24 protein-coding genes, 1 other RNA gene and 1 riboswitch are annotated in these 26137 nt (G+C 73.1%); of the genes, 11 read left to right on the forward strand and 14 right to left on the reverse strand.

Annotation, left to right across the window (positions count from 1 at the left end):
* Positions 1 to 39: 39 nt before the first annotated feature.
* On the forward strand, positions 40 to 951 hold the full coding sequence (gene hemC, locus FQY79_RS09830) for a hydroxymethylbilane synthase (protein WP_146312738.1): 912 nt from the start codon (positions 40 to 42) through the stop codon (positions 949 to 951).
* 54 nt (positions 952 to 1005) lie between these two features.
* On the opposite strand, the gene FQY79_RS09835 is transcribed toward hemC, so the two are convergent.
* From FQY79_RS09835 to FQY79_RS09845, 3 genes are all read right to left on the reverse strand, one after another.
* Positions 1006 to 1686, reverse strand: a complete 681-nt coding sequence (locus FQY79_RS09835; RefSeq protein WP_146312739.1) for a DUF481 domain-containing protein — start codon at positions 1684 to 1686, stop codon at positions 1006 to 1008.
* 51 nt (positions 1687 to 1737) lie between these two features.
* Complete coding sequence (locus tag FQY79_RS09840; RefSeq protein WP_146312740.1) at positions 1738 to 2583, reverse strand: hypothetical protein; 846 nt, start codon at positions 2581 to 2583, stop codon at positions 1738 to 1740.
* An 85-nt stretch (positions 2584 to 2668) separates the two neighbouring features.
* A complete protein-coding gene (locus FQY79_RS09845) occupies positions 2669 to 4417 on the reverse strand; it encodes an SLC13 family permease (RefSeq protein ID WP_146312741.1) in 1749 nt (582 codons plus the stop codon).
* 215 nt (positions 4418 to 4632) lie between these two features.
* Here FQY79_RS09845 and FQY79_RS09850 point away from each other — a divergent pair, with 215 nt between their 5' ends.
* The 3 genes from FQY79_RS09850 (at position 4633) to FQY79_RS09860 (ending at position 6927) form a co-directional block, all read left to right on the forward strand.
* Positions 4633 to 5601 carry a helix-turn-helix transcriptional regulator gene (locus FQY79_RS09850; RefSeq protein ID WP_146312742.1) on the forward strand — a complete coding sequence of 323 codons (969 nt, stop codon included), beginning with the start codon at positions 4633 to 4635 and terminating at the stop codon, positions 5599 to 5601.
* 2 nt (positions 5602 to 5603) lie between these two features.
* Positions 5604 to 6512, forward strand: a complete 909-nt coding sequence (locus tag FQY79_RS15385) for a patatin-like phospholipase family protein (protein WP_186759921.1) — start codon at positions 5604 to 5606, stop codon at positions 6510 to 6512.
* Between the two features lie 70 nt (positions 6513 to 6582).
* On the forward strand, positions 6583 to 6927 hold the full coding sequence (locus tag FQY79_RS09860) for a hypothetical protein (protein WP_146312744.1): 345 nt from the start codon (positions 6583 to 6585) through the stop codon (positions 6925 to 6927).
* A 45-nt stretch (positions 6928 to 6972) separates the two neighbouring features.
* Here the strand turns inward: FQY79_RS09860 and rpiA are convergent, their stop codons facing one another.
* The 7 genes from rpiA to FQY79_RS09895 form a co-directional block, all read right to left on the reverse strand.
* The gene (gene rpiA, locus FQY79_RS09865; RefSeq protein ID WP_146312745.1) at positions 6973 to 7623 is read right to left on the reverse strand and encodes a ribose-5-phosphate isomerase RpiA; all 651 of its coding nucleotides are present in this window, start codon (positions 7621 to 7623) and stop codon (positions 6973 to 6975) included.
* Positions 7624 to 7693: 70 nt separating this feature from the next.
* The gene (locus FQY79_RS09870) at positions 7694 to 8167 is read right to left on the reverse strand and encodes an EVE domain-containing protein (RefSeq protein ID WP_146312746.1); all 474 of its coding nucleotides are present in this window, start codon (positions 8165 to 8167) and stop codon (positions 7694 to 7696) included.
* 1 nt (position 8168) lies between these two features.
* Entirely contained in the window at positions 8169 to 8750 is a 582-nt protein-coding gene (locus FQY79_RS09875; protein ID WP_146312747.1) for a 5-formyltetrahydrofolate cyclo-ligase, read from the reverse strand.
* Positions 8751 to 8861: 111 nt separating this feature from the next.
* A non-coding RNA gene (gene ssrS, locus FQY79_RS09880) (6S RNA) lies at positions 8862 to 9045 on the reverse strand.
* A 114-nt stretch (positions 9046 to 9159) separates the two neighbouring features.
* Positions 9160 to 9459: a cell division protein ZapA gene (locus FQY79_RS09885; RefSeq protein WP_146312748.1), complete on the reverse strand. Its 300-nt coding sequence runs from the start codon at positions 9457 to 9459 to the stop codon at positions 9160 to 9162.
* Between the two features lie 10 nt (positions 9460 to 9469).
* Positions 9470 to 9691, reverse strand: a complete 222-nt coding sequence (locus FQY79_RS09890) for a TIGR02449 family protein (RefSeq protein WP_146312749.1) — start codon at positions 9689 to 9691, stop codon at positions 9470 to 9472.
* 31 nt (positions 9692 to 9722) lie between these two features.
* Positions 9723 to 11936, reverse strand: a complete 2214-nt coding sequence (locus FQY79_RS09895; protein ID WP_246123080.1) for a putative bifunctional diguanylate cyclase/phosphodiesterase — start codon at positions 11934 to 11936, stop codon at positions 9723 to 9725.
* 172 nt (positions 11937 to 12108) lie between these two features.
* On the opposite strand from FQY79_RS09895, the gene FQY79_RS09900 reads away from it, so the two are divergent.
* Both FQY79_RS09900 and FQY79_RS09905 read left to right on the forward strand, forming a co-directional pair.
* Positions 12109 to 12642, forward strand: coding sequence for a UPF0149 family protein (locus FQY79_RS09900; protein WP_146312822.1), 534 nt, complete (start codon positions 12109 to 12111; stop codon positions 12640 to 12642).
* 11 nt (positions 12643 to 12653) lie between these two features.
* Positions 12654 to 13979: an aminopeptidase P N-terminal domain-containing protein gene (locus FQY79_RS09905; RefSeq protein WP_146312751.1), complete on the forward strand. Its 1326-nt coding sequence runs from the start codon at positions 12654 to 12656 to the stop codon at positions 13977 to 13979.
* Between the two features lie 45 nt (positions 13980 to 14024).
* Here FQY79_RS09905 and thrC read toward each other — a convergent pair whose 3' ends face one another.
* From thrC to thrA, 3 genes are read right to left on the reverse strand one after another with little or no spacing between them, the layout of a single operon-like run.
* On the reverse strand, positions 14025 to 15311 hold the full coding sequence (thrC, locus tag FQY79_RS09910) for a threonine synthase (protein ID WP_146312752.1): 1287 nt from the start codon (positions 15309 to 15311) through the stop codon (positions 14025 to 14027).
* A gap of 57 nt (positions 15312 to 15368) precedes the next feature.
* Positions 15369 to 16346 carry a homoserine kinase gene (locus FQY79_RS09915; protein ID WP_146312753.1) on the reverse strand — a complete coding sequence of 326 codons (978 nt, stop codon included), beginning with the start codon at positions 16344 to 16346 and terminating at the stop codon, positions 15369 to 15371.
* Positions 16343 to 18898 carry a bifunctional aspartate kinase/homoserine dehydrogenase I gene (gene thrA / locus FQY79_RS09920; protein ID WP_146312754.1) on the reverse strand — a complete coding sequence of 852 codons (2556 nt, stop codon included), beginning with the start codon at positions 18896 to 18898 and terminating at the stop codon, positions 16343 to 16345. Before thrA ends, FQY79_RS09915 begins: the two co-directional genes overlap by 4 nt.
* 133 nt (positions 18899 to 19031) lie before the next feature.
* Here thrA and FQY79_RS15490 point away from each other — a divergent pair, with 133 nt between their 5' ends.
* The 4 genes from FQY79_RS15490 (at position 19032) to FQY79_RS09940 (ending at position 23169) form a co-directional block, all read left to right on the forward strand.
* The gene (locus tag FQY79_RS15490; protein WP_146312755.1) at positions 19032 to 19313 is read left to right on the forward strand and encodes a hypothetical protein; all 282 of its coding nucleotides are present in this window, start codon (positions 19032 to 19034) and stop codon (positions 19311 to 19313) included.
* A 227-nt stretch (positions 19314 to 19540) separates the two neighbouring features.
* Positions 19541 to 20344, forward strand: a complete 804-nt coding sequence (locus FQY79_RS09930) for a hypothetical protein (protein WP_146312756.1) — start codon at positions 19541 to 19543, stop codon at positions 20342 to 20344.
* A 50-nt stretch (positions 20345 to 20394) separates the two neighbouring features.
* A riboswitch (TPP riboswitch) is annotated at positions 20395 to 20498 on the forward strand.
* A 93-nt stretch (positions 20499 to 20591) separates the two neighbouring features.
* Positions 20592 to 22469 (forward strand): phosphomethylpyrimidine synthase ThiC, encoded by a 1878-nt coding sequence (thiC, locus tag FQY79_RS09935; protein ID WP_146312757.1) that lies wholly within the window; start codon positions 20592 to 20594, stop codon positions 22467 to 22469.
* Positions 22470 to 22575: 106 nt separating this feature from the next.
* Positions 22576 to 23169, forward strand: coding sequence for a DUF4136 domain-containing protein (locus FQY79_RS09940; protein ID WP_146312758.1), 594 nt, complete (start codon positions 22576 to 22578; stop codon positions 23167 to 23169).
* A 45-nt stretch (positions 23170 to 23214) separates the two neighbouring features.
* Here FQY79_RS09940 and FQY79_RS09945 read toward each other — a convergent pair whose 3' ends face one another.
* Entirely contained in the window at positions 23215 to 23577 is a 363-nt protein-coding gene (locus FQY79_RS09945; RefSeq protein WP_146312759.1) for a hypothetical protein, read from the reverse strand.
* Between the two features lie 236 nt (positions 23578 to 23813).
* Between FQY79_RS09945 and FQY79_RS09950 the strand changes: the two genes are divergently transcribed.
* Complete coding sequence (locus FQY79_RS09950; RefSeq protein ID WP_186759922.1) at positions 23814 to 26114, forward strand: winged helix-turn-helix domain-containing protein; 2301 nt, start codon at positions 23814 to 23816, stop codon at positions 26112 to 26114.
* Positions 26115 to 26137 lie beyond the last annotated feature (23 nt).

The following is a 26137-nucleotide window of genomic DNA, read 5'->3' on the forward strand; positions in this document are numbered from 1 at the left end:
GTTCCGGCGCCGGGGCCGCGGCTGCGGGATAATGCCGGCATGGAACGACTGCGCATCGCCACCCGCAAGAGCCCGCTCGCCCTGTGGCAGACCGAGCACGTCGCCGCGCGGCTGCGTGCGGCGCACCCGGGCCTGGAGGTCGAACTGCTGCCGCTGAGCACCCGCGGCGACGAGATCCTGGATCGCTCGCTGGCGGCGATCGGCGGCAAGGGTCTGTTCCTCAAGGAGCTGGAGCTGGCGATGCAGCGCGGCGAGGCCGACTGCGCGGTGCATTCGCTCAAGGACGTGCCGATGGAACTGGAGCCGGGTTTCGTGCTGCCCGCGATCCTGCCGCGCGACGATCCGGCCGACGCCTTCGTCAGCAATGCCTTCGACGGGCTCGACGCGCTGCCCCGCGGCGCCCGGGTGGGCACCTCGTCGCTGCGGCGGCAGGCGCAGCTGCGCGCGGTCCGCCCGGACTTGCGGTTGCTCGACCTGCGCGGCAACGTGAACACCCGCCTGGCGCGGCTGGACGCCGGCGATTACGACGCGATCGTGCTGGCCTGCGCCGGTCTGCGGCGGCTGGGCTTGGAGGCGCGGATCCGTGCCCGCCTGGCGCCGCCGCGGTGGCTGCCGGCCCCGGCGCAGGGCGCGATCGCGGTCGAGTGCCTGGACGGCGACGCCCGCACCGCGCGCCTGCTGGCGGCGCTGGACGATGCCCCCACGCGGCGCTGCGTGGGCGCCGAGCGGGCGATGAACCGGGCCCTGCACGGCAGCTGCCACGTGCCGGTGGCGGCCTTCGCCGAGGAAGCGGGCGCCGGCCTGCGGCTGTCGGGCCTGGTCGGGAGCGCCGCCGACGGGCGCGCGGTGCGGGTGGAGGTCGCCGGGGACGAGCCCGAGGCGCTGGGGCGCGAGGCCGCGCGCCGGCTGCTGGAGGACGGGGCGGGTGACCTGCTCGGCCAAGCCGGCTGAGGCGGGGGACGCCTGCACGGGCACGGACGCGGCGGGGGCGCCGGTCCGGCGGGATCAGAAGGCGTAGCGCAGCCGCAGCGAGCCTTCGCGGTCGGTGCGGCCCTCGCCGCCGTTGCCGGCGGTGTCGTGGCGCAGTTCCACGTCACCCAGCAGCGACCACTGCGGGTCCAGCCGCAGGTCCAGGCCGATGGTCTGGCGCACGAAGGCGTGCTCGCGACCACGTTCGATCCGCACCTGCTGGTTGAGCGCCGCGCGCTCGCCCAGGCGCTGGTTCCAGCGCATCAGGCCCGAGGCCACCAGCCCCTGGTCGGCGGCGCCCCAGTCGGCGTAGGGCTGCAGCCGGTAGCCGGTGCCGAACTCCAGCTGCACCCGGGTGTCCGGATTGCGCACCGCCTCCACGCCGTAGCGGGCCGCGAACAGCGCATGGCTGCCGGTGGAAGAGAACCAGTCACGGCGCGAGGCCGGCGAGTGCAGCCCGATATAGCGCCGCGAGGCCAGCTGCGGCAGGCGCATCGCCCGGATCCGGTCCACCGCCCCGGGCGCGCGCTGCGCGTCCACCACCCGCGGCAGCAGCCCCTGCCACTCGGCGTCGGCGCACACCAGCCGCAGGCACGGCTGGCGCAGCGACACCTGGCCGGACGCGACCGCGAGCGCCGCCGGCAGTTGCGGCGCTTCGGGCATCGGCTGCAGGAAGACGGGCAGGCCCACCAGGGCCAGCCACCACCCGGCGAGCATGGGGGACTCCGGTGCGTGGAAGCGGCAGGCAAGCCATTGTGCCGCAAGCGGTCATGCTTGCCCAGCGCGTCCGGCCCCGTGCACGGGCGCCGGAGGCCTGGCCGGCCACGCCGCCAGGCTTCCGGCGAAGGAGGCGATGGCCACCACCCAGAGCCAGCCGGTGATCCCGCCCACGCCCAGCGAGGCCGTGGCCAGGGCCAGGCCCGGGACCCCCGCCAGCAGCAGCCACGGCCACCAGGCCGGACGGCCGGCCGGCCCTGCCGCCGCCCGCCCGTCGCGGCGCGCGTGGCGGCCGTCGAGCCATTGGGTCGCGGCCGCCAGCACGCCCAGGACCAGCAGGATGGTCAGCATCCGGAACCCGCCCCCGCCCACGGCCAGCAGCCCGGAGAGCAGGGCGAACATCAGCGCCAGCCCGGTCAGCAGCGCCGCCAGCAGCCGCGCCGGCACGGCCAGGGGCGGCAGTGTCGCGGGCGCGCCCTGCATGGCATCGGCCACCGCATCGGCGGTCACCGCGCCGAATGCGGCGCCGGCCAGCGACATGCCGGCGAAGCTCAGGGCCAGGACCCGGCCGGCCCCGCCCTGGCCCGGGGTCAGCAGCACGCCCGTGGCCAGCGCCAGTACCACCGCGATCGCCACCAGCAGGTTCCTGCGGCGTTGCCAGGGCGTGGCCGCGCGCAGCAGCTCGCGCGCGGCGCGCGGCCGGGCCCCGGCCAGCGCGCTGCCCGCCGCGGCGCACAGCAGCCCCAGGGCCAGCAGCAGCGCCCACATCTGCGGCGCGCGCAGCGCGGCCATGCCGGTGCCGTGCGGCAGCACCGCCACCGACACTCCAAGCCACAGCAACAGGCCGAATCCGGCGGCCGACAGTACGGCCGGCAGCGCGCCCGGCGCAGGTCGCATGCGTTTCCCCTTCCCCTGGCTCCCGCCCCAGCGTGCCATGGCCGCGCGCGCGCGGGAAGCGCACCGCATCACGCTCCGGGCCGGATCAGAACGGGAAGTAGCGCGGGATCAGCACGATCGCGGCGGTGCAGAACAGGATGTTGAGCGGGATGCCCAGGCGCACGAAGTCGGAAAACCTGTAGCCGCCGGCGGTGAAGACCATGGTGTTGGTCTGGTAGCTGATCGGGGTGGCGAAGCTGGTCGAGGCGGCGAAGGCGACCGCCACCAGCATCGGCTTGGGGTCCACGCCCAGCGACTCGGCCGCGGCCAGCGCGATCGGCACCACCAGCACCGCCGAGGCGTTGTTGCTCATGAACTCGGTGGCCACCGCGGTGATCAGGTAGACCGCGGCGAGCGCGGCCAGCGGCCCGAACTGGCCCAGGTTGGAGATGATGAAGTCGGCCGCCAGCGCCGCGCCCCCGGACTTCTGCAACGCCACGCCGAGCGGGATGATCCCCGCCAGCAGCAGGATCACCCGCCAGTCGATCGCCCGGTAGGCCTCGTCCGGCTCCATCAGCCGGAACACCAGCAGCGCGGCGCAGCCGACCAGCGCCGCCTGCACGATCGACAGCCAGCCCAGCGCCGCGACCGCGATCGTCGCCGCCATCACCAGTGCCGACAGGCTGGCGCGGCGCACGTCTACCTTGGCTTCCTTGCGGGTGCCCAGCACGATCATGCCCTTGTCCGCGCGCAGGTCCTCGATCGCCGTCTCCGGGGCATCGATCAGGAGCACGTCGCCGAGGCTGAGCTGGACCTGGTCGAGCGGCTGGCGGATGTCGAGCAGGCGCCGGTGGATGCCGTGCACCCGGGCGCGGTACATGTGCGCGAAGCGCATCCCGGCCAGGGTGTTGCCGATCAGGTGCGAACCGGGCGAGACCATCGCCTCGACCTGGACCCGCTCGACGTCGTCGTCCAGTTCGCCCGCGACGTGGTCGAAGCGCAGCCGCCGGGCCTTGCGCACCGCGCCGATCGCGCGCCATTCGCCCCGCACCAGCAGCCGGTCGCCGGCCTGCACGACCGCGTCCGGGTCGGTGAGCGGGCGCCGCCGGCGCAGGATCTCGAGCACCACCGCGTCCTCGACGCTGCCCGGCACCAGCTGGTCGCGACGCAGGCCGATCGCCTCGGAGTCCTCCGGCACCAGCAGTTCGGCCACGTAGCGGCCCACGTGCTCGGTCTCCTCGCTGCCGGGCACGCCGCGCTCGGGCAGCAGCCAGTGGCCCACGGTCAGCAGGTAGGCCATGCAGATGCCGACGAACACGATCCCCAGGGGCGCGAATTCGAACAGGGTGAAGCCAACGCCCACGGCCTCGCGGCCCATCGCGTCCACCAGCAGGTTGGTCGAGGTGCCCACCAGGGTGCACACGCCGGCGGCCTGGGACATGTACGACAGCGGGATCAGGAACTTCGAGGGCGCCCAGCGGTTGGCGGTGCTCGCGGCCAGCACCAGCGGCAGGAACACGGCCACGGTGGCAGTGTTGTTGACGAACGCGGCCAGCCCCGCCACCAGCACCAGCATCACCAGCAGGAACAGCCACTGCCAGCGGATCCGCGACAGCACCTCGCCCACGGCCACCAGCGCGCCGTTGCGCTGCAGCGCCCCGCTGAGCACGAACATGGCCGCGACCATGACCGTGGCCTGGCTGCTGAAGCCCGAGAGGGCCTCGGGCACGGTGATCACCCCGCTGACCATCAGCGCGGTCATCACCAGCAGCGCCACCACGTCGACCCGGAGCTTTTCGGTGACGAACAGGGCGATGGCCCCGGCCAGGATGGCGAGCGTCAGCCACAGGGCCATGCCGGCCTCCCGCTGGCGGGGCGATGCCCCGAGGGGCGGGGCGTGCCCCGTCCGCGTGCTGGTGCGATGCTGCTGGCCACGTGCTGGTCGTGTGCGCCTTGTCCGAACCGGCGCACATGGTGCGGTCGCGGCCGCGCCGCTGCAAATCCCCGCCGGGCCGGGGGCCCTGGCCGCGACCCGGGCCAGGCGGCGCGCGGGGGCGCATAATCGGGGCCATGGACCGATACGAACGCATCCTCTCCCTGCACCGGATCCTCAAGACCGCGCGCTACCCGGTCACGGTGGCGCGCCTGCGCGAGGAACTCGAATGCTCCCGGGCCACGGTCTACCGCGACCTGGCGTTCCTGCGCGATGCGCTGATGGCGCCGGTGGTCGGCGACGGCGAGGCCGGGTTCCGCTACGACGCCGAGGAGGCCGGGCGCTTCGAACTGCCCGGCCTGTGGCTCAATTCCGACGAGCTGCACGCGCTGCTGGCCGCCCAGCAGCTGCTCGCGCGCAGCGGCGGCGGGGTGCTGTCGAGCGCGCTGGCGCCGCTGCAGGCGCGGATCGAGAAGCTGCTCGACGAGCATTCGGCGGGCAAGCGCTGGCCGGTCGAGCGCGTGCGGGTGATCCCGCACCGCGGCCGGCGCATGGACGAGCAGGCGTTCCGCACCGTGTGTTCGGCGGTGCTGCAGCGCCGGCAGCTGGCGTTCGACTACCGCGCCCGCTCGACCGACGAGAAGACCCGGCGCACGGTCTCGCCGCAGCGGGTCACCCACTACCGCGACAACTGGTACCTCGATGCCTGGGACCACGATCGCGAGGGCCTGCGCAGCTTCTCGGTCGACCGGATCAGCGCCGCGCGCGTACTCGACGCCACGGCGCGCGACCTCGACGAGGCGGAGCTCGACCGCCAGCTGGCCGGCAGCTACGGCATCTTCTCCGGCCCGGCCCGGGGCGTGGCCACGATCGTGTTCAGCGCCAAGGCCGCGCGCTGGGTGGCCGACGAACACTGGCATTCGCAGCAGCAGGGCCGGCACCTGCCCGACGGCCGCTACGAGCTCAAGGTGCCCTTCAGCGCCTCGCGCGAACTGCTGATGGACGTGCTGCACTACGGCGCCGACGCCGAGATCGTCGATCCGCCGGCGCTGCGCGAGCAGGCCAAGTCGCTGCTGCAGCTGGCGTTGTCGAACTACGAGCGCTGAGCGTGGCGGCGGCCGGGGGCGGGGTCCGCATCGCGCCGCGCGGCGAGCCGATCGCCCTGGTGCTGGGCGCTGGCGGGGCGCGCGGCCTGGCCCAGATCGGGGTGATCGAAGTGCTGGAGGAGCGTGGCTTCCGGATCGAGGCCGTGTGCGGCTCCTCGAGCGGGGCGCTGGTGGGCGGCATCTTCGCCACCGGGCGCCTGCGTCAGTTCCACCAGCGCCTGCGGACGATGTCGCGACGCGACTTCCTGCGCCTGCTCGACCCGGGCTGGCGCCGCTCCGGCGTGCTGCGCGGCGCGCGCCTGGTGGACGCGATGCGCGAGGTGGTGGGCGACCCGCCGATCGAGTCGTTGCCGGTTGCGTTCACCGCGGTCGCGGTGGACCTGGAGCGCCAGCGCGAGGTCTGGATCCGCGAGGGCCGGCTGTGGGACGCGCTGCGTGCCTCGTTCGCGATCCCCGGCCTGTTCACCCCGCACCGGGTGAACGGCCGCGCGCTGGTCGACGGCGGGCTGCTGGCGCCACTCCCGATCGCGGCCACGCGCCTGTCGGACGCGCACCGGCTGGTCGCGGTGGACATGCACGGCTGGCCGCGCCGTCCGCCCGGCGAGCCGGCCCGCGCGCAGCCGGAGGACGGCGGGCCCACGATCACCAGCCGGCTCGGCCAATGGCTCGAGCGCGCGGCCGGCGGCGACGAGGGCGATGCCATGCGCATGGGCCTGCCCGAGATCATGGCGCGCTCGCTGGACACGATGCAGGCGCAGATCTCGCGCGTGCAGCTGGCGCTGGATCCGCCCGAGCTGCTGATCCGGATCCCGCGCGACGTGTGCTCGTTCTACGAGTTCTGGCGCGCGGCCGAGCTGATCGATGTCGGCCGGGCGGTCGCGACCAGGGCGCTGGACGCCGCCGGCTACTGAGCGCGGCGCGGCGTCGCAGCCCCTGAGATGGCCGCCGTGGACCCTGTGGCCAAGCCCGGGAGCCACCGCCATGACACGATCCGCCAACCTCCAGACCTCCACCGATCCGCTGCGCCTGGTCGAGGCCGCGCTGCTCGGCCTGCTGTTCCTCGCCGCCGTCGCGGTGCTGTCGCTGCCCGCAGCGCGCACGGCCAGCGCGCAGCTGGGCTGGGTGTCGCTGTGGCTGCTGGGGCTGCCCGCCGCGGCACTGGCCATGGCCCGGTGGCTGGCCTGGTCCCGGCTGCGTACGGTCGATACGCCCGCGCCGGCCGCAATGGCGCCCGCACGCCGCCGGCGCGCTTCGGTCGTGCCCGCGCGCCGGCGCGCCGCACCGCGCCGCCAGGCGCGGCCACTGGCGGTGGGCCTGTCGCGCTGATCCGCCGTCGGCGCCGCGCGCCAGGCGCGGGCGCCGCCGGGGACCTCAGCGCAGCACCTGCGGCGGTTCGCCGCCGACGATCACCACGTCCGCCGGGCGGCGCGCGAACAGGCCCACGCTGACCACGCCGGGGATCTGGTTGAGCCGCTCCTCCATCACCACCGGATCGACGATCTGCAGGCCATGCACGTCGAGCACCCAGTTGCCGTTGTCGGTGACCACGCCCTCGCGCCACACCGGCTGGCCGCCGGTGATCGCCAGGATCTCGCGCGCGACCAGGCTGCGCGCCATCGGGATCACCTCCACCGGCAGCGGGAAGCGCCCGAGCACCGGCACCTGCTTGGCCGGGTCGATGATGCAGATGAAGCGGTCGCTGGCCTGGGCGATGATCTTCTCGCGGGTCAGCGCGGCGCCGCCGCCCTTGATCAGCCTGCGGTGCGGATCGCACTCGTCGGCGCCGTCCACGTACAGCCGCAGCGGCCCGACCGCATTGAGGTCGAGCACCTCGATGCCGAGCGACTTCAGCTGGCGCGTGCTCTGCTCCGAGCTCGACACCGCGCCCGCGATCCGGTCGCGGATCCGGCCGAGCGCCTCGATGAAGTAGGCCACGGTGGAACCGGTGCCGACGCCGACGACGCTGCCGTCCTCGACGAATTCGATGGCCTTCTCGCCGGCCAGGCGCTTGAGTTCGGACATGTGCGTGGGTTCGGGGGCGGGGCGGCGGGCGCCGCCGGGACGGCCGGTTCGCGGCCGCGGCTCGCGCGGCTCAGGCCTTTTCCAGGCCCAGCAGCAGTTTCCATTGCGCCGCGGTGACCGGCATCACCGACAGCCGCGATCCCTTGCGGACCAGCGCGAACTCCTCGCCCAGGGCGTCGGCGTGGGCGCGGATCTCCTCCAGCGGCACGGGGCGCGCGAGCTTGCGCACGAACCGCACGTCCACGAGGTCCCAGCGCGGCTGCTCGCGCGTGGCCTTGGGGTCGAAGTACTTCGATCTCTTCTGGAACTGGGTCGGGTCGGGGTAGGGCGTGCTGGCGACCTCGGCGATGCCGTAGATGCCCGGCACCTGGGTGTTGGAGTGGTAGAACAGCACGCCGTCGCCGACCTGCATCTGGCGCATGAAGTTGCGCGCCTGGTAGTTGCGCACCCCGGTCCACGGCTCGGTGACCACGCGTTCGAGGTCGTCGATGGAGAAATCCGTGGGTTCGGACTTCATCAGCCAGTAGCGCTTGCGGGTGCTCATCTCAGGATGTCGGGAGGAAGGTGTCGGTGTCGGTGCAGACCGCGTCCAGGGCCACGTCCCAGGCTTCGGCCGGGATCGGGCCGGTCTGCTGGAACGCGAAGCCCGCGCCCACCAGGTACGGTGGCGCGGGCCGCGTGGCGCGGAACGCGAAGCTGCGATCGTACCAGCCTCCCCCCATCCCGATGCGGTGGCAGCGCGTATCGAAGGCCACCAGCGGCACCACCACCAGGTCGAGTTGCGCCGGCGCCAGCAGCGCCGCCTCGGGCACCTCGGGCTCGGGGATGCCGTAGCGGTTGGGCGCCAGCGGTGCGCCCGGCGCCCACGGCGCGAAGCGCAGGCTGCGGTCGCGGTGCAGCACCGGCAGGCAGTAGCGCAGGCCGCGCGGCAGGCGCAGCTGCCAGGCATGCAGCGGGATTTCCCCGTCCATCGCCCAGTACCCGGCCACGCAACCGGTGCGTGGCGCGAACGGCAGCGCCAGCAGGCGCTCGGCCAGGGCCTCGGCGGCCGCGATCCGCGCCGGCGCGGACAGCGCGCGGCGGCGGTCGCGCATCGCGCGCCGGAGCGCGACGCGGGGTTCGCTCATCTGGGGAACGGGAGCTGGCGCATGGCGCCATTGTGACCGCAGCGGCGGGGCTGCGGAAGCGTGCCCGCGCCATGGCCGTGGTGGCGCGCGCGCGCTGCAGGCGGAATGAATACGTCCTCCGCCATGCCGATGCCTGCGAAACGACCTTGAACCCGGGGTTCAAGTGGGGACGCTCGTCATCCTTCGGGCTTCCCGCTGCGAGGCGGACCTGCTCTCCCGGACTTCGCTGCATCCCCGAGGTCGTCTTAAGGGACAAGGCGAATGTTGCGCATGCCGTCGGACACGGCAGAGGACGTGGGGGAAGTATAGCCGGGCCGGGGGCACTGCCAAGGCCGTTCGTCGGCGGGGCGGGCCTGCAGTTCACGAGCGTGAACCCCGATGCGGCCGATGCCGGCGCCCGGCCGCGGGATCAGCGCGCGTCGATCAGCGCGTCGAGCTTGCGCTGCAGGTCCTCGAGCATGCGCGCCATCTCGCGGTCGCGGTGCTCGTTCTCCTCGCGCAGCTGTTGCAGTTCGTGCGCCAGGTTCAGCGCGGCCAGGACCGCGACCCGGTCCACGGCGGCCATGCGGTTGCCGCCGCGCACCTCGCGCATGCGCCCATCGAGCAGCCGCGCCGCGGCGGCCAGGCTCTCGCGCTGGTCGGGGGCGACGCCGACGGTGTACTCGCGGTCGAGCACGCGCACGCTCACCGCCTCGGTGGTCGAACTCATGCGCGCGCGCTCACGTGTGCTGCTCCAGCGACTTGAGCCGCGCGATCATGGCCTCGACCCGCGAGCGCGCCTGCTCGTTCTTGGCCAGCAGCTGCGAGCGTTCGCCGGCGAGCTGCTCCTGCTGCTGGCGCAGCGACCGGTTCTCCTCGGCGAGCTGCTGCGCCCGCGCGACCAGCGCGTCGATGCGCGCGGTCAGGGCGCGGAGCTGGGCAAGCACGTCGGGGCGGTCCATGCCGGCACGATAGGCAGGCGGCGCGGGGCGGTCAAGGCGCGGCCACCGGCCGCGGCGGGGTGCCCTCCCGGGCCGGGCGCCAGTTGCGGATGAAGGCCAGGCAGGCGTGCGCCTCCAGCGGCGGCGACAGCCAGAACCCCTGGACCTCGTTGCACGCGTGCTCGCGCAGGAACCGGACCTGGGCCTCGGTCTCCACGCCCTCGGCGACCACGTTCAGGCCCAGCGAATGGGCCATGGTGATGACCGTGCTGGTGATCGCCGCGTCCTCCGGGTCATGGGTGAGGTCGCCGATGAAGGCCTTGTCGATCTTGATCGTGGTGATCGGCAGGCGCTTGAGGTAGGCCAGCGAGGAATATCCGGTGCCGAAGTCGTCGATCGCCAGCGACACGCCCAGTTCACGGAAGGCCTGCAGCTTGGCCGCGGTGTGCTCGGCATTGGCCATCAACACGCTCTCGGTCAGTTCCAGTTCGAGCGAGCTGGGCGGCAGTTCGATGTCGGCCAGCACGCGGCTGACCACCTCGGGGAAGTCGCCGCGCAGCAGCTGCAGCACCGAGACGTTGACCGAGACGGTGAGCTCGGTCAGCCCGTGCTGGCGCCAGCGCTGCAGGGTCAGGCAGGCCTCGCGCAGCACCCATTCACCGATCTCCAGGATCAGGCCGCTCTCCTCGGCCATCGGGATGAAGTCGGCCGGCGGAATGTCGCCATGCTCGTCGCTTTGCCAGCGCAGCAGCGCCTCGACCCCGGTGATCCGGCCCTCGGCCAGCGCCAGCTGCGGCTGGAACACCAGACGCAGTTCGCCTCGGTCGAGCACCTTGCGCAGCGCGCCGGAGATCGTGGCGCGCTGGCGCACCGCCACGTCCATGGCGTCGTCGTAGCGCATGAAGGTGCGGCGGCCGGCGGCCTTGGCCTGGTACATCGCGGTGTCGGCCTGCTTGAGCAGCTCGGTCGGCACGTGCGCGTGGTCGGGGTAGAGGCTGATGCCGATCGATGGCGAGATCGCGATCTCGCGCCGGTCGTCGAGCAGCAGCGGCGCCTCGAAGGCCATGATGATCTCGCGCGCGACGTGGTCGGCCTCCTCGGGCGAGTCCAGGTTCTCGAGCACCACGGTGAACTCGTCGCCGCCCAGCCGGGCCACGGTGTGGTGCATGCCCACGGTCTGCTGCAGGCGCGCGGCCGCCGCGCGCAGGATCCGGTCGCCGGCGGCGTGGCCGAGCGAGTCGTTGACGTCCTTGAACCGGTCCAGGTCCAGGAACAGCACCGCGATCCGGTTGTCCTCGCGGTGCGCGCGCACGATCGCGCGCGACAGGCGCTCGGACAGCAGCGAACGGTTGGGCAGGTTGGTCAGGGTGTCGAAGTTGGCCAGGTAGCGCAGTTCCTGCTCGGCGCGCTTTTGCTGGGTGATGTCGTTGAGCACCATCACGTACAGGATCAGCTGGCCGTTCTTGTCGTAGACCGTGCTCGACTCGATCTGGCACAGGAACTCCTCGCCGTCCTTGCGCCGCTGCCAGATCTCGCCGTTCCAGCGGCCCTTGCGCCGGATCTGCTCGCGGATGTGCTGGTAGAACGCGGCGTCGTGCTGGAGGCTGTCGAGCACGCTGGCGTTGCGGCCGATGACGTCGTCCTCATCGTAGCCGGTCATGCGCAGGAACGCGGGGTTGACCGAGACGAAATCGAAGTTGCGGTCGATCACCGCCACCGCCTCGTTCATGCTGCGCAGCACTTCGCTGGAGATGCGCAGCTCGCGGTCGGCCTCGCGGGTGCCGGTGATGTTGAGCGCGGTTCCGGCGATGCGCTGGATGCGGCCCTGGGCGTCGCGCGAGACCGCGCGGCCGCGGGCGCGCATCCATACCCATTCGCCGCGGTCGTTGGCCACGCGCAGTTCGGCCAGGAACGTATCGGTGTGCCCGGCGAGGTAGTCGTCCACCCGGCGGCGCACCATCGCCAGGTCCTCGGGGTGGACCAGTTCCGCGGCGTCGATGCTCTCCTCGGCCAGCTCGCCCGACGGGCTGTTGCGTGATTCCCCGGCCAGGCGATGGATCCGGCCGCTGGCCACGTCGTAGGCCCAGTAGCGTTCGTCGGTCGCCCACAGCGCCAGCTTCAGGCGCTCCTCGCGGTCGCGCAGCTGCTCGATGTAGCTGCGCTCGCGGCGGCGCCGGTGCAACATGATGAACAGCAGCGCGACCAGCAGCACCGATGCGGTCGCCGCCGCAACCAGCAGCTGCAGATCCCCCGGGTTGGTCGACACGCGGACCCCTGCGCTCGCGTAAGTGACCGGGCGAGTGTAGGCGCGCGCGGCGTCCGGCAACAAGCCGCGCCCGCGCCGCGTCCACTGCGGCGGGCGCATGCCGGCATGCAGCCGCGGGAAACACGTTCTAGACTGCGCGCTTCCCAGACAGGAGCCATACGTGTCCGAATCCATGCCTTCGCTGCCGGAGGTGGAGGCCGCGGGCCGCGAGCACGGCCTGGCCTGCGGCGGGTCCGAGCTGCACGGCGGGCTGTGCGGCTGGCTGGCCGGTGGCGGCCAGGCCGGCCCCGACTGGCCGGCCCGGGTCATGGCCGACGAGGGCCTGGAGGCGGTCGCGCCGGGCGGGGTCCTGGATCGCCTGGGCCGGGCCACCGCCGCGCAGATGGAGGACCAGGCCTTCGGCTTCGACCTGCTGCTGCCCGACCCCGAGGCCCCGCTCTACGCCCGCAGCGGCGCCCTGTTCGAATGGTGCCGGGGCTTCGTCGGCGCCTTCGGCCTGGCCGCCGGCCCGGCGCCGCCGCTGTCGGAGGAGGGTGCCGAGGCGCTGGCCGACCTGGTCCGGCTGGCGGCGGCCATGCCCGAGGACGGCGGCGACCAGGAGGACGAGCAGGCGCTGGCCGAGATCGAGGAGTACGTGCGGGTGGCGGCGCTGCTGCTGCACGGCGACTGCGCCCTGGGGCCGCGCCACCGCGGCCGCCTGAACTGATGGCCGCGCCGGTGCGAGCGCCGACCGGGATCCCGGCCCAGGCGTACGCGCGCCGCCGCCGCCAGCTGATGCGGATGGCCGGCGAGGACGCGATCCTGGTGCTGCCGGCCGCCCCCGAGCGGATCCGCAGCCGGGACACGTACTTCCCCTACCGCCAGGATTCCGACCTGTGGTACCTCACCGGCTTCCCCGAGCCCGAGGCGGTGCTGGTGCTGGTGCCGGGCCGCCGCCATGGCGAGGCGCTGCTGTTCTGCCGCGAGCGCGACCCCGAGCGCGAGGGCTGGGACGGGCCGCGCGCCGGTCCCGAGGGCGCGGTCGAGGCCTACGGCATGGACGACGCCTACCCGATCGACGACCTCGACGAGATCCTGCCGGGCCTGCTCGAGGGCCGGACCCGGGTCTACTACCACTTTGGCCGCGACACCGAATTCGACCTCAAGCTGATCGGCTGGCTCAACCGGGTCCGGGCCCAGGTGCGCCTGGGCGCGCAGCCGCCGCACGAGTTCCTCGAGCTGGGCCACCTGCTCGACGAGATGCGGCTGTTCAAGTCGCGCGACGAGCTCAAGCTGATGCGCCACGCCGCGCGCATCAGCATGCAGGCGCACGAGGCGGCGATGCGCGCCGCGCGGCCGGGGGTGCGCGAATACGAACTGCAGGCCGAGCTGGAACGGGTGTTCCGCGCCGCGGGCGCCGAGCCGGCGTACAACAGCATCGTCGGCGCCGGCGCCAATGCCTGCGTGCTGCACTACCGCGCCAACCGCGGCCAGGCGCGCGACGGCGACCTGGTGCTGATCGATGCGGGTGCCGAGTACCACGGCTACGCCGCCGACATCACCCGCACCTTCCCGGCCAATGGCCGCTTCACGAAACCGCAGCGCGAGCTGCACGACCTGGTCGACGCCGCCCGCGCCGCGGCGCTGGAACAGGCGCGCCCGGGCGTGCCCTACGAGGCTGGCCACGAAGCCGCGGTGCGGGTGCTGACCGAGGGGATGCTGCGCCTGGGCCTGCTCAAGGGCAGCCTCGAACGCAACCTCGCCAGCGGCGCCTACAAGCGCTACTACCGGCACAAGACCGGACACTGGCTCGGGCTGGACGTGCACGACGTGGGCGACTACCGGATCGATGGCGAATCGCGCCTGCTCGAGCCGGGCATGGTGTTCACGATCGAGCCGGGGCTCTACGTACCCGCCGACGACACCAGCGTGGCCGCGAAGTGGCGTGGCATCGGGATCCGGATCGAGGACGACGTGGCGATCACGAAGGACGGCCACGAAGTGCTCACCGACGGCCTGGCGCGCAGCGCCGACGAGATCGAGGCGTTCATGGCGGCACGCTGAGGGCGTGGCTGCCGCGTGCGTGGGGCAGGTCGGAAGTTCCGGTCCCTAACCCTCCAGCACCGCCTTCAGCGCGTGGTACTCGGGTGCCATCGCCACTGCGCGGGCAGGCCGTGCCAGGCATTCGGCCAGCGCCGGCGGCGGCTCCACCACGCGCCCGACCAGCGGTTCGACGATGCTCTCGAACTTGGCCGGATGCGCGGTCGCGACCACCGCCCACGGGCGCGCGTCGCCCGCGGTACGCAGGTCCTGCAGCAGCTTCAGTCCGGTGGCCGTGTGCGGACAGGCGACGATGCCGTGGCGCGCGGGCGCCTCGCGCAGCACCGCGCGGATCGTCGCGTCGTCCACCGACGCGGCCACGAAGCCGGCGCGCAGGGCGTCGTCGTCGGCATGCCAGTGGCGCAGCCGCTCGAAGTTGCTCGGCGCGCCCACGTCCATGGCATTGGCCAGGGTGGCGCGGGTGGGCTGCGCGACGTACTCGGCGCCGGCGAAGTAGCGCGGCAGGGTGTCGTTGGCATTGCAGGCCAGGCGGATCTCGCCGACCGGCGCGCCCATGCTGCGCGCCACGAACGCGGCACTGGCGTTGCCGAGGTTGCCGGTGGGCACGATGAAGTTGAGCGCCTGGCCGTGCGCGGCGTGGAAGTGCGTGGCCGCGTGCGCGTAGTACGCGGCCTGCGGCAGCAGCCGGCCCAGGCTGATGCTGTTGGCCGAGCCCAGCGGCACCCGCGCGCGCAGCGCCGCGTCGGCCAGCGCCTGCTTGGCCAGGCGCTGGCAGTCGTCGAAACTGCCGGCGACGCGGTAGGCGGCCACGTTGTCGCCCCAGCAGCCCAGCCCGTGGGCCTGGCGTGGCGAGACCTTGCCGTCGGGGTACAGGATCACCACCCGGAAGCCGGGTCGGCGGTGGAAGGCGGCCGCGACCGCGGCGCCGGTGTCGCCCGAGGTCGCGACCACGATCGTGGTCGGCGGCGCGGTCCGGTCGCGCAGGCCCTCGAGCGCCCGCGCCAGGAAGCGCGCGGCGTAATCCTTGAACGCGGCGGTGGGGCCGTGGAACAGCTCCAGCACGTGGTCGCCGGCACCGGCCAGCGGACGCAGCGGTGCGTCGAACGAGAACGCGTCGGCGCAGATCGCCTCGAGCCGGTCGCGCAGCATGGAGCCGGCGAAGTAGGGCGCCAGGGTCCGCCGCGCGGTCGCGGGCAGGGTGGGCAGCGGCGACCAGTCGGCCAGGGCCGGGATTCGTTCGGGCACGTACAGGCCGCCGTCCGGCGCGAGACCGGCGACCAGGGCGGCGTCGATGGGGGTCGGGGGCACCTGTCCCCGGGTGCTGATGAAGTGCATGCGTGTCCTGCGGATGTCCTGGCGTGGGCGGACGCGGCGCGTCCGTGGCAGAGCGGGTCAGGCGCCGGTCGCGGCCCGGGCCGGCGCCGGCTGCGCGGACGATCGCGCCACCACCTCCGCCGCCGGGGCATTGACCGGGGTCACGTAGGCGCGGGCGTCGAACCCGGCGTCGACGAAGGCCTGGCGCATCGCCGGCGCGGCACGTTCGGCCGCCGCGCGCGCGTCGAACCAGGCGAACACGCTGGGGCCGCCGCCGGAGATGCTGGCGCCGAGCGCGCCGTGCTCGAGCGCGGCGGCTTTGACCGCGGAGAAGCCGGGGATCAGCGGCGCGCGGCGCGGCTCCACCAGCACGTCGCGCAGGCCGTCGCGGAGCAGGTCGGCGTCGTCGTGCTGCAAGCCGAGCAGGAACTGGGCCAGGTGCGCGCCCTGGCGCACTACGTCGGCCAGTGGATAGGGCGCCGCCAGCACCTCGCGCGAACGGCGCGTCTCCAGCACCTGGTCGGGGTGCACCACCACCGCGTGCAGCCAGTCGGGGGCGGCGATGCGCAGCGCGCGCGCCTCGGTGGCCAGGGCCACGCCGCCCAGCAGCATCGGGGCCACGTTGTCGCCATGGCGGCTGCCGCTGGAGATCGCCTCGCCGTCGAGCGCGAAGCGGTACAGCGCCTCGCGCGGCAGCGGCGCGTCGAGCAGGGCGTTGGCCGCCACCAGCGCGGCCACGCACGAGGCCGCCGATCCGCCCAGGCCCGAGCCCAGCGGGACGCCCTTGTGGAGTTCCAGCGCGAACCCGTACGGCAGCCCGAGCGCCTCGCGCAGCGCCAGCAGGGCGCCGCCGGCGGTGTTGCGCCGCGGGTCGAGGGGCAGCGTGTCGGCCCCGGCGATGTCGCCGCCGATGGCATCGATGCGCACCTGCGGCTCGGCGATCCTGCGCACGGTCGCCAGGTCCCTCGGGCCGTCGATGGCGTGGCCGAGCAGGTCGAAGCCGACCCCGATGTTGCCGACGCTGGCCGGCGCGAAGGCGGTGGCCGAATGGTTCATGAGTGCGCGCCGATCCCGTTGCTGAGCGAATGCGCGATCGCGAGGATATCGCCGAACACGCCCGCGGCGGTCACCTGCGGCCCCGCCCCCGGCCCCTGCACCACCAGCGGGTTGCTGGCATAGCGCGCGGTGGTGAACTGGACCAGGTTGTCGGTGAGGCGGGTGTGGCAGCAGGCGTGGTCGGCCGGCAGCGCGACCACGCCCACGCGCGCGCCCTGGGCCTGCGAGAGGTGGGCGATGTGGCGCAGCTTCAGGCCCTTCGACCTGGCGTCCTCGAGCCGCGCCTGCATCGGCGCGTCGAGCTCGTCGAGGCGGGCCAGGAACTCGTCGCGCGACGCCTCGCGCAGGTGCCCGGGCACCAGGCTCTCCACCGCGACGTCGTCCAGCGACAGCTCGCGCCCGGCCTCGCGGGCCAGGATCACCAGCTTGCGGGCCACGTCCAGGCCCGAGAGGTCGTCGCGCGGGTCGGGTTCGGTGTAGCCGAGCTCGCGCGCCTCGCGCACCAGGGCCGAGAACGGGCGGCTGCCGTCGAAGCTGTTGAACAGCCAGGCGAGCGTGCCCGAGAGCATGCCGTCGATCGCCTGGATCTCGTCGCCGGTGTCGAGCAGGTTGCGCAGGGTGTTGATCACCGGCAGGCCGGCGCCGACCGTGGCCTCGTACATGAAGCGCGCGCCGCTGCGCTGGGCCTCGCGGATGGCGACGTAGCGCTCCCAGTCGCCGCTGCCGGCGTGCTTGCTCGGGGTGACCACGTGGATGCCGGCCGCCAGCCACTTGGGGTAGTGGCGCGCGATCGCCTCGCTGCCGCTGCAGTCCACGATCAGCGCGTGCGGCAGGTGCTCGGCGCGCACGTGGGCGGCGAAGGCGTCGGGGTCGAATGCGGGCGTGCTCATCTCCACCAGTCGTTCGACCGCCTCGGCGGGATGGATGGCGAAATGGTCCAGGGCCATGTAGCCGCTGTTGGCGATGCCGCGCAGGCGCAGGTCGATCTGCGAGTTCGCGCGCAGCTTGGGGATCACCGCCGCCAGCTGCGAGAGCAGCGCGCGGCCGACCTGGCCGGGGCCGATCAGCCCGATCGAGACCGTCTGCGGCGACAGCCAGAACGCCGAGTGCGCCGCGCGCAGGGCGCGGGTGGCGTCGGCGTCGGCGATCGCCACCGAGATGTTGCGCTCGCTCGAGCCCTGGGCGATGGCGCGGATGTTCACCTGCGCCTGGGCCAGGGCCGAGAACAGCCGCGCGGCGACGCCCGGGATGCCGACCATCCCGTCGCCGACCGCGGCCAGGATCGACACGTCGCGGGTCAGGCCCACGCCCTGGGTGCCGTTGCTGGCGATCGCGTCGGCGAACGCGGCCTCCACCGCGGCGCGGGCACGGTCGGCCTGGCTGGCGCGCACCACGCAGCAGATCGAATGCTCCGAGGAACCCTGCGAGATCATCACCACCGACACGCCGGCCCGGTGCAGCGCCGCGAACAGCTTCTCCGCCGTGCCGGGCACGCCCACCATGCTGTTGCCGGCCAGTTCCAGCACCGCCATGTCGCGGACGATGGTCAGGCCCTTCACCGGGGACGCCTGCGCGTCGCCTTCCGGGTTCTCGGCCAGGATCCAGGTGCCGGGCGCGGACGGATTGAGCGTGTTGCGGATGCACAGCGGGATCGCGCGCGATTGCACCGGCGCCATGGTCTGCGGGTGCAGCACCTTGGCGCCGAAGTAGGCCAGTTCGCAGGCCTCGGCGTAGGACATCGTCGGCAGCACGGTGGCGTCGGGCACCAGGCGCGGGTCGGCCGAGAGCACGCCGTCGACGTCGGTCCAGATCAGCAGCTCGCTGGCATCGAACAGGTTGGCGAAGATCGCTGCCGAATAATCGCTGCCGTTGCGCCCGAGCGTGGTGCAGCGGCCGTCGCGCTCGCGGGCCACGAAGCCGGTCACGACCACCTTCGCGGGCCGTTGCCGACTGCGCCAGTCGGCGAAGCGTTCGCGCGAGGCCTCCCAGTCCACGGCCACGCCCATCTCCCCCGGCTGCACCACCAGCACGTCGCGCGTGTCCAGGCGCTGCCAGCCGGCGGCCTCGCCGCCCAGGGCGGCCTGGACCAGGCGCGAGGAGACCAGTTCGCCGGCGCCGTGCACCTGGGCCACGAGCGCGGTGGTGTCGCCGGTGGCCGAGGCCAGTGCGAGCAGGTCGTCGCGCAGGCCGTCGAAGTCGCGCGCGACCGCGTCGCGCAGGCCATGGCGGTCCCCGGGGTCGATCGTGGCGGCGGTGGCGAGGTGGCGCTCGCGCAGCGCCGCCCATTCGCCGCTCCAGTCCTGGCCGGCGGCCGCCTGTGCGGCCATCGCGACCAGCGCGTTGGTGGCGCCGGCCATGGCCGATACCACGACCACGCGAACGTCGGCGCCGTCGTCCACCAGCGGGGCAAGCGACGCGATGCGATCGGCGTCGGCGACGCTGCTGCCGCCGAACTTGTGGACCCGGGTCACGCCGCCGGGACGCAGCGCGGCGACTGCGGACGTGGCGGCGGAGGCGACGGCATCACCGAGGAGTTGGGGTGCGGACGACATGCTCTGGAAGCTCCGGTTGGGCTCCGCGTCCGGTCGAGGTGGAAGCCAGGCGGCCCCGCACCCCGGTCGGGTGCGGAGCGGCGTTGTCGATCAGTCCTGCACGCGCGCCCGCACCCCGGCCCCAATGGTGCCGGTGGTGGTGGTAATCGTCGCAATCGAAACCGCCGCGTTCGCGGGGAACGCGCCAGCACGGGTCGCGAAGATGGCGTGGATGTTCGGCATGGGGCGCCATCAATACCGGACGATGATGCAGCGCGTCAAGGCGCAGTTTGATTGCATCCGGAACCATCGCCGGAAGGGCCGATGCCGGCGCGGCGGATCCCAGCCTGCCATCGGGTCGCCGATGGTGGTGACGCACGCACCGCACTGCGCATCGTCCGTGTTCACCACGGTCATGCGCGGGCGGCCGGCATGACGGATCCGGTTTCCACCGGCGGGCGCGCGCGGCGCGCGGCACGAACGCACACACCAGGTCCGGGTCCACACGCGCTTGGCCGGCGTCGTGCGCAGCGGATGCGGTGCCGGCACTCGGCGCGTGGATGCTGAACGCACGCGCGCATGCACCGCGCGCGATTCACGGCCGCTGCACCGGGCTTCCTCTCCAATCGCGCGCTCCGGTTCCTTCCCCACAGGATGCACGTAGTGAACAAGACGTTCCTTTCCTGCGCCATTGGCGCGACGCTGCTGGCCTGTCCGCTCTTCGCGCAGGCCGATGATGACCGCTTCACCCTGCGCCTGGGCGCGATGCAGGCCGAGGCCGAAAGCCGCTTTTCCGCGGACGCCGAGTTCGGCGGCCAGGCGTACGCGTACGAGAGCGGGCGTTACACGCTCGGCGACAGGACCGTGCCGCGCGCGGAAGGCATATTCCGGATCGGCAACCGCCACCGCCTGCTGTTCAACTACTTCCGCTACGCGCAGGATCGCGACTACGCCCTGGGCCAGGACCTCGTGCTCGGCGACACCACGATCCCCGCCGGCACCACGGCGCGGTTCGACACGGAGTTCGACCTGGGCGGCCTGGTCTACGACTTCGCCGTGGTCGAGTCGCCCACCGCCAGCATCGGCCTGCAGCTCGGTGCGCAGCGCGCGAAGCTGGCCGCCGAGGTCGCGGTCGACAGCGACGACGGCAGGTTCACCGCGCGCCAGTCCGAGACCGGCACCGCGCCCGTGGTCGGCGTGCGCCTGGGCTTCAACACCGCGGACCAGCGCTGGCGCTTCGTCGCCCAGGGCCAGTACCTGGATGCCGACTGGGGCGACTTCGGCGACTACGACGGCGACCTCACCCGCGCCAATGCCCTGGTCGAGTACCGCTTCACGCAGAACTTTGGCATCCACGCCGGATACGACTGGTTCAAGCTCAACGTCCGCCGCCACGGCGGCGACGCCACGGTGGGCCTGGACCAGCGCTTCCACGGCCCGATGGCCGGCGTGACCCTCGCGTTCTGAGCGGGGCGGCCGCGCGGGCTGGCGCCTGCGCGGCCGGCGCGGTCTAATAGCCTTCGAAGCGGGGGTATCCGCGGGCATGGCCCGGCGGATTGAGACAGTCCCTTCGAACCTGATCCGGCTGACACCGGCGTAGGGAAGCTTCGCAGGTCCAGGTGCGTCCCGGCCTTCGCGCCACGCATCCGCGTCCGGCGCTCCCGCTTCGTCCAAGGTCCGCGAATCCCTCGCGGCCGCGCACAGGACGATGCCGATGAACGCAGTGCCCGCCTCCCTGGTCCAGCAGGCCCAGCAGCTTTCCGAAGCCGTGACCCGGCCGATCCCGGGATCGCGCAGGATCTACGTCGAAGGCTCGCGCCCCGACCTGCGCGTGCCGATGCGCGAGATCGTGCAGACCCGCACCCCGACCGTGTTCGGCGGCGAGGAGAACCCGCCGGTCACGGTCTACGACACCTCGGGTCCGTATACCGACCCGGACGCCCGTATCGACCTCGCCTCGGGCCTGCCGGCGTTGCGCGCGCCGTGGATCGACGAGCGCGGCGACACCGCGCCGCTCCCGGCGCTCACGTCGGAGTTCGGGCGTGCGCGCGAGCACGATCCGAAGCTCGACCCGGTGCGCTTCCCGGCGCGCCGCCTGCCGCGCCGCGCGACGGCCGGTGCCAACGTCACCCAGATGCACTACGCCCGGAGGGGCATCGTCACCCCGGAGATGGAGTTCGTCGCCATCCGCGAGAACCAGCGCCTGGAGGCGGTGCGCGACGCCGGCCTGCTGGCGCAGCACCCCGGCGAGAGCTTCGGCGCCAGCATTCCGGCCCGGATCACGCCCGAGTTCGTGCGCGACGAGATCGCCCGCGGCCGTGCCATCCTGCCGTGCAACATCAACCATCCCGAAAGCGAGCCGATGGTCATCGGCCGCAACTTCCTGACCAAGATCAACGCCAACATCGGCAACTCCGCCGTGTCCTCGGGCATCGCCGAGGAGGTCGAAAAGCTGGTCTGGGCGATCCGCTGGGGCGCGGACACGGTCATGGACCTGTCCACCGGCAGGCACATCCACGAGACCCGCGAGTGGATCATCCGCAACTCGCCGGTGCCGATCGGCACGGTCCCGATCTACCAGGCGTTGGAGAAGGTGGACGGCCGCGCCGAGGAACTGACCTGGGAGATCTTCCGCGACACGCTCATCGAGCAGGCCGAGCAGGGCGTGGATTACTTCACCATCCACGCAGGCGTGCTGCTGCGCTACGTGCCGCTCACCGCGAAGCGGGTCACCGGGATCGTCAGCCGCGGCGGCTCGATCATGGCCAAGTGGTGCCTGGCCCACCACAAGGAGAATTTCCTCTACACCCACTTCGAGGAGATCTGCCAGATCATGAAGGCCTACGACGTGGCCTTCTCGCTGGGCGACGGCCTGCGCCCGGGCTGCATCGCCGACGCCAACGACGCCGCCCAGTTCGGCGAGCTCGAGACCCTGGGCGAGCTGACCAGGATCGCCTGGAAGCACGACGTGCAGACCATGGTCGAAGGCCCCGGCCACGTGCCGATGCAGCTGATCAAGGAGAACATGGACAAGCAGCTGCGCGAGTGCGGCGAGGCGCCGTTCTACACCCTGGGGCCGCTGACCACCGACATCGCGCCCGGCTACGACCACATCACCAGCGCGATCGGCGCGGCGATGATCGGCTGGTACGGCACCGCCATGCTCTGCTACGTCACGCCCAAGGAGCACCTGGGCCTGCCCAACCGCGAGGACGTGCGCGACGGCATCATGGCCTACAGGATCGCCGCGCACGCGGCCGACCTGGCCAAGGGCCACCCGGGCGCCCAGGTGCGCGACAACGCCCTGTCCAAGGCGCGTTTCGAGTTCCGCTGGCAGGACCAGTTCCACCTCGGGCTGGACCCGGAGAAGGCGCAGTCCATGCACGACGAGACCCTGCCGAAGGAAGCCCACAAGCTGGCCCACTTCTGCTCGATGTGCGGCCCCCACTTCTGCTCGATGAAGATCACCCAGGACGTGCGCGACTACGCGGCCGAGCACGGCCTGGACCCGGCCGGCGCGCTGGAGCAGGGCATGGCCGGCAAGGCGGCCGAGTTCCGCGAACAGGGGGCGCAGGTCTACCGGCCCGGCTGATCCCCGCCGCCGCCCGCCCGGGCGTCCGGGCGGGCGCGCAACGCCGTGTTCACCCTGCGTAGCCGGCCGCATGCTAGCGTCCTCGCATTCGACAGGAGGAGTGGTCATGGGAAGCTTCCGCATCGCAGCACGGGTGCTGGTGCTGGCGGCCGCCGCGCTGCTGGCGGCCTGCGCCACCGGACCCCGGATCACTGCCGAGGCCGATCCGCAGGCGGACTTCGCCCGCTACCGGACGTTTGCCTTCTATTCGCCGCTGGCGATCGAGCCGCACGGCTATTCGTCGCAGGCCACCGAGAGCATGAAGGCGGCGGCGCGTGAGCAGATGGAGTCGCGCGGCTACGTGTACACCGAGGACCGCCCCGACCTGTGGGTGAACATCAACGCCTACACCCAGCAGCGCACCGACGTGAGCACGATGCCGACGGTGGACTACGCCTACTACTACAGCTACCGCGCGCGTGGCTATTACGTGGTGCCGTACTGGCGCGACCGCACCGACGTGTACCGCTACACCGAGGGCACCCTCAACGTCGACCTGGTGGACGTCGAGCGCAACCGCCTGGTGTGGGAAGGCATCGCCGTGGGCCGCGTGACCCGCGAGAAGGACCCGGCCAGGCGCGACGCGCGCATCCGCGAGACCATGGCCGAGATCTTCGCCCGCTTCCCGTACCGCGCGGGCGAAGTGCCTCCGCCGCGTTGATCCCGTCGCCCGGGCGCGCCTGGCGCGCCCGGGCGGTGGCGGCGGTCAGCGGCCGGAGCGGGCCTGGCGGCTCCAGGTCCTGGCGTCGATCACTTCCACCGATTCGACCTGGCAGCGGGAGTTCTTCGCGCTGACCGTTGTGCCGGCGGGGCACAGCCGGTTGTGCTCGCCGTCGGTGGCGATGTAGATGCGCGAACTGCGCGCGAGCGTCTCGCAGGTCCTGCCGAACGACACCCGGTAATGCGCGTCGCCGTCGCGCAGCAGCAGCTGGCGGTTGCCGTTGGCGCGCGTGCCGCGGTGCGCATCGGACAGCTGCACGCATTCTTCCAGCGGCGCGGCGGAACTGGCGGCGGCGGGCAGGTCGGCCGCCAGCAGGGTGGCGCCGAGGATGGTCGCGAAGTGTTTCATGGAGAAGCCTCCTGTCTGTGGGGGGTACCAGTACAGGCTAGGCATCGCGCCGGCGCGGCGGATCTGCCTGAAGTGCGCATGACCAGCGCCAGAGGCTCGCACCAAACCCGGCAAGGGGTCCGTGCATTTCCCGCATGACCGGGATCCGCGGAACGCGCATGGACCTCCCGCTGCGGTCGAGCGCCCCACCCAAAGACACATGCGTGCGCCTATTGCAGGTGCGACGCTGCCTGCCGATGTCCCCCCACCTTCCGCGCGATCGTGCGCACGCATCCGAATCCCCCGCCTACAGCACGCCGCCGCGCTCCGCGGCGGGCGGTGGCGCCGGCGCGATCCGCCCGTACGCGGATCGCCTGCGCGTACTCGATTGCCAGGTCGATGTGCTGCGGCGGATCGTCACCCGCGAGCGCGACGGCGGCGAGCGGCGGCTCACGCCGAAGGCGCTGCAGGTGCTGCTGGTGCTGGTCGAGGCGCAGGGCAGCGTGGTCACACGCGAGGCGCTGTTCGAGCGCGTCTGGCCGCACACGATGCCGACCGACGATGTCCTGACCCAGGCGGTGACCCAGCTGCGCAAGGCCTTCGGCGACGACCGCGACGCGCCGCGCTTCATCGAAACCATCGCCAGGACCGGCTACCGCCTGCTGGCACCGGCCGCGTGGCTCGGCAACCACGACGACGACGCGGGCACGGCCGCCGGGGTGGAGTCCGGAGGCGCGGGGCCCGCGTCGGCGCCGGAACCGGCCACCGTGCGGGCCGCGCCCCCGGCGCGGCCTGTGCGCACGCCGTGGATCGCCGCCGCCGCGGTGCTGCTGCTCGGCCTCGTCGCCGCCGCGCTGTGGCGGCTGCCGGGCGCCATGCCGGCGGCGGAGGCGGGCGTGCTGGCACTGGAATACCGCGCGATCGCGTCCGCGCCCGAACAGGAGCGGCTGCCGTCGCTCTCGCCCGACGGCGGCACGGTGGCCTTCGTCCGCGCCGAGGCCGACGGTGGCAGCCGGCTCATGCTGCAGGCGGTGTCGCAGGCCGCCGCGCGCGTGCTGACCGAGCCCGGGCCCGGCGAGGCCGACACGATGCCGGTGTGGTCGCGCGACGGCACCCGGATCGCCTTCGTGCGCGTTTCCCCGCAGGGCTGCCGGTTCCTGGTGGTGCCCGCGGCCGGCGGCGAGCCGCGCGAGGTGGGGCCCTGCCTGGACGGCGAGTGGTCGCACTTCGACTGGGCCCCGGACGGCCGCGGCCTGGTGATGGGCGGTCCACGGTCGCCGGGTGGCGGTGCGCCGCTGCAGCGGCTGGACCTGGCCACCGGCCGCTGGCAGCCGCTGGACTATCCGATCGCCCGGGGCGAGGTCGACCAGCTGCCGCGCTATTCGCCCGACGGGCGCTGGCTGGCGTTCCGTCGCAACGTGTCGCTGGCGGACCTGTGGATCATGCCGGCCGACGGCGGCACGCCGCGGCCGCTGACCCGCCTGCGGCGCGACATCCGCGGCTGGGACTGGCTGCCCGACAGCAGCGGCGTGGTGTTCAGCCTGCTGGCCGGCAACCCGTCGCTGTGGATGCTGCGGCTCGCCGACGGCAGCATGCAGCGACTTTCGCGCCTGCCCAGCGGCAATGCGGTGCATCCGGACGTCGCCGCCGACGACTGGTCGATGGTGCTGGAGATCGACCTCTCGCGCAGCGGGCTGTTCCGGATCCGCATCGACGGCGGCGGCGATGCCGTCCCCGAACCGGTGTTCGCATCCAGCCGCGCGGACACGCTGCCCGCGCTCTCGCCTGACGGGCAGACCCTGGCGTTCCTGTCGGACCGCTCGATGTCGCTGCAGCTGTGGCTGGGCGAAGTCGGCCAGCCGGCCACGCTGCGCGCGGTCGAGGACTTCGAACCGCTGCCGCGCCATCCGCCGGTCTGGTCGGCCGACGGCCGGACCCTGCTGGTGCTCGGTCGCGCGCATGACAGCGAGTACCTGTTCGAAGTGGAGGCCGCCACCGGACGGCCGCGGCGCCTGGAGGTGCCGGCCGCGCGCCCGGTGTTCGCGACCTACACCGGCGATCCGGCGCACCTGCTGGTCGGAGTCGACGATGGCCGCGGGCGCGTGCGCGCGGTGCTGTACCGGCGCGCGGACTGGAAAGTGCTCGCGTCGGAGGACGACGTGGCGCTGGCGCGCTACGACCCCGGCAGCGACGCGCTGCTGTTCAGCCGCTCCTCCAAGCCGGGGTTGTGGCGTGCGGACGCCCGGTTGGGCGGCATCGTGCGCATCGCCGACGACCGGCCCACGCCGCCCTTCTACCGGCACTGGGCCCTGCTCGACGGGCGCCCGTACTCGCTCGTCCCCGAGGCCGACTGTCCTGCGCCGTGGCGCGCGCTGCTGGCCGCGGACCGCGCCTGTCTCTCGCGCAGCGGCCCCGTGCTCGGCGGCTCGCCCGCGGTGGACGCGCAGGGGCGATGGCTGTACCTGGGCCTGCCGGTCTCGCAGAACATCGACGTCGGCTGGACCCGGCTGCCGGTGCCGGGGGGCAAGGCGCCTGCGCGCCCGCGCGCGTCGCCGTGAACCGCGGCCGACCTCCCGGCCAG

This window comes from Luteimonas wenzhouensis, from assembly GCF_007859305.1.
In the GTDB taxonomy this organism is placed as follows: Bacteria; Pseudomonadota; Gammaproteobacteria; order Xanthomonadales; family Xanthomonadaceae; genus Luteimonas; species Luteimonas wenzhouensis.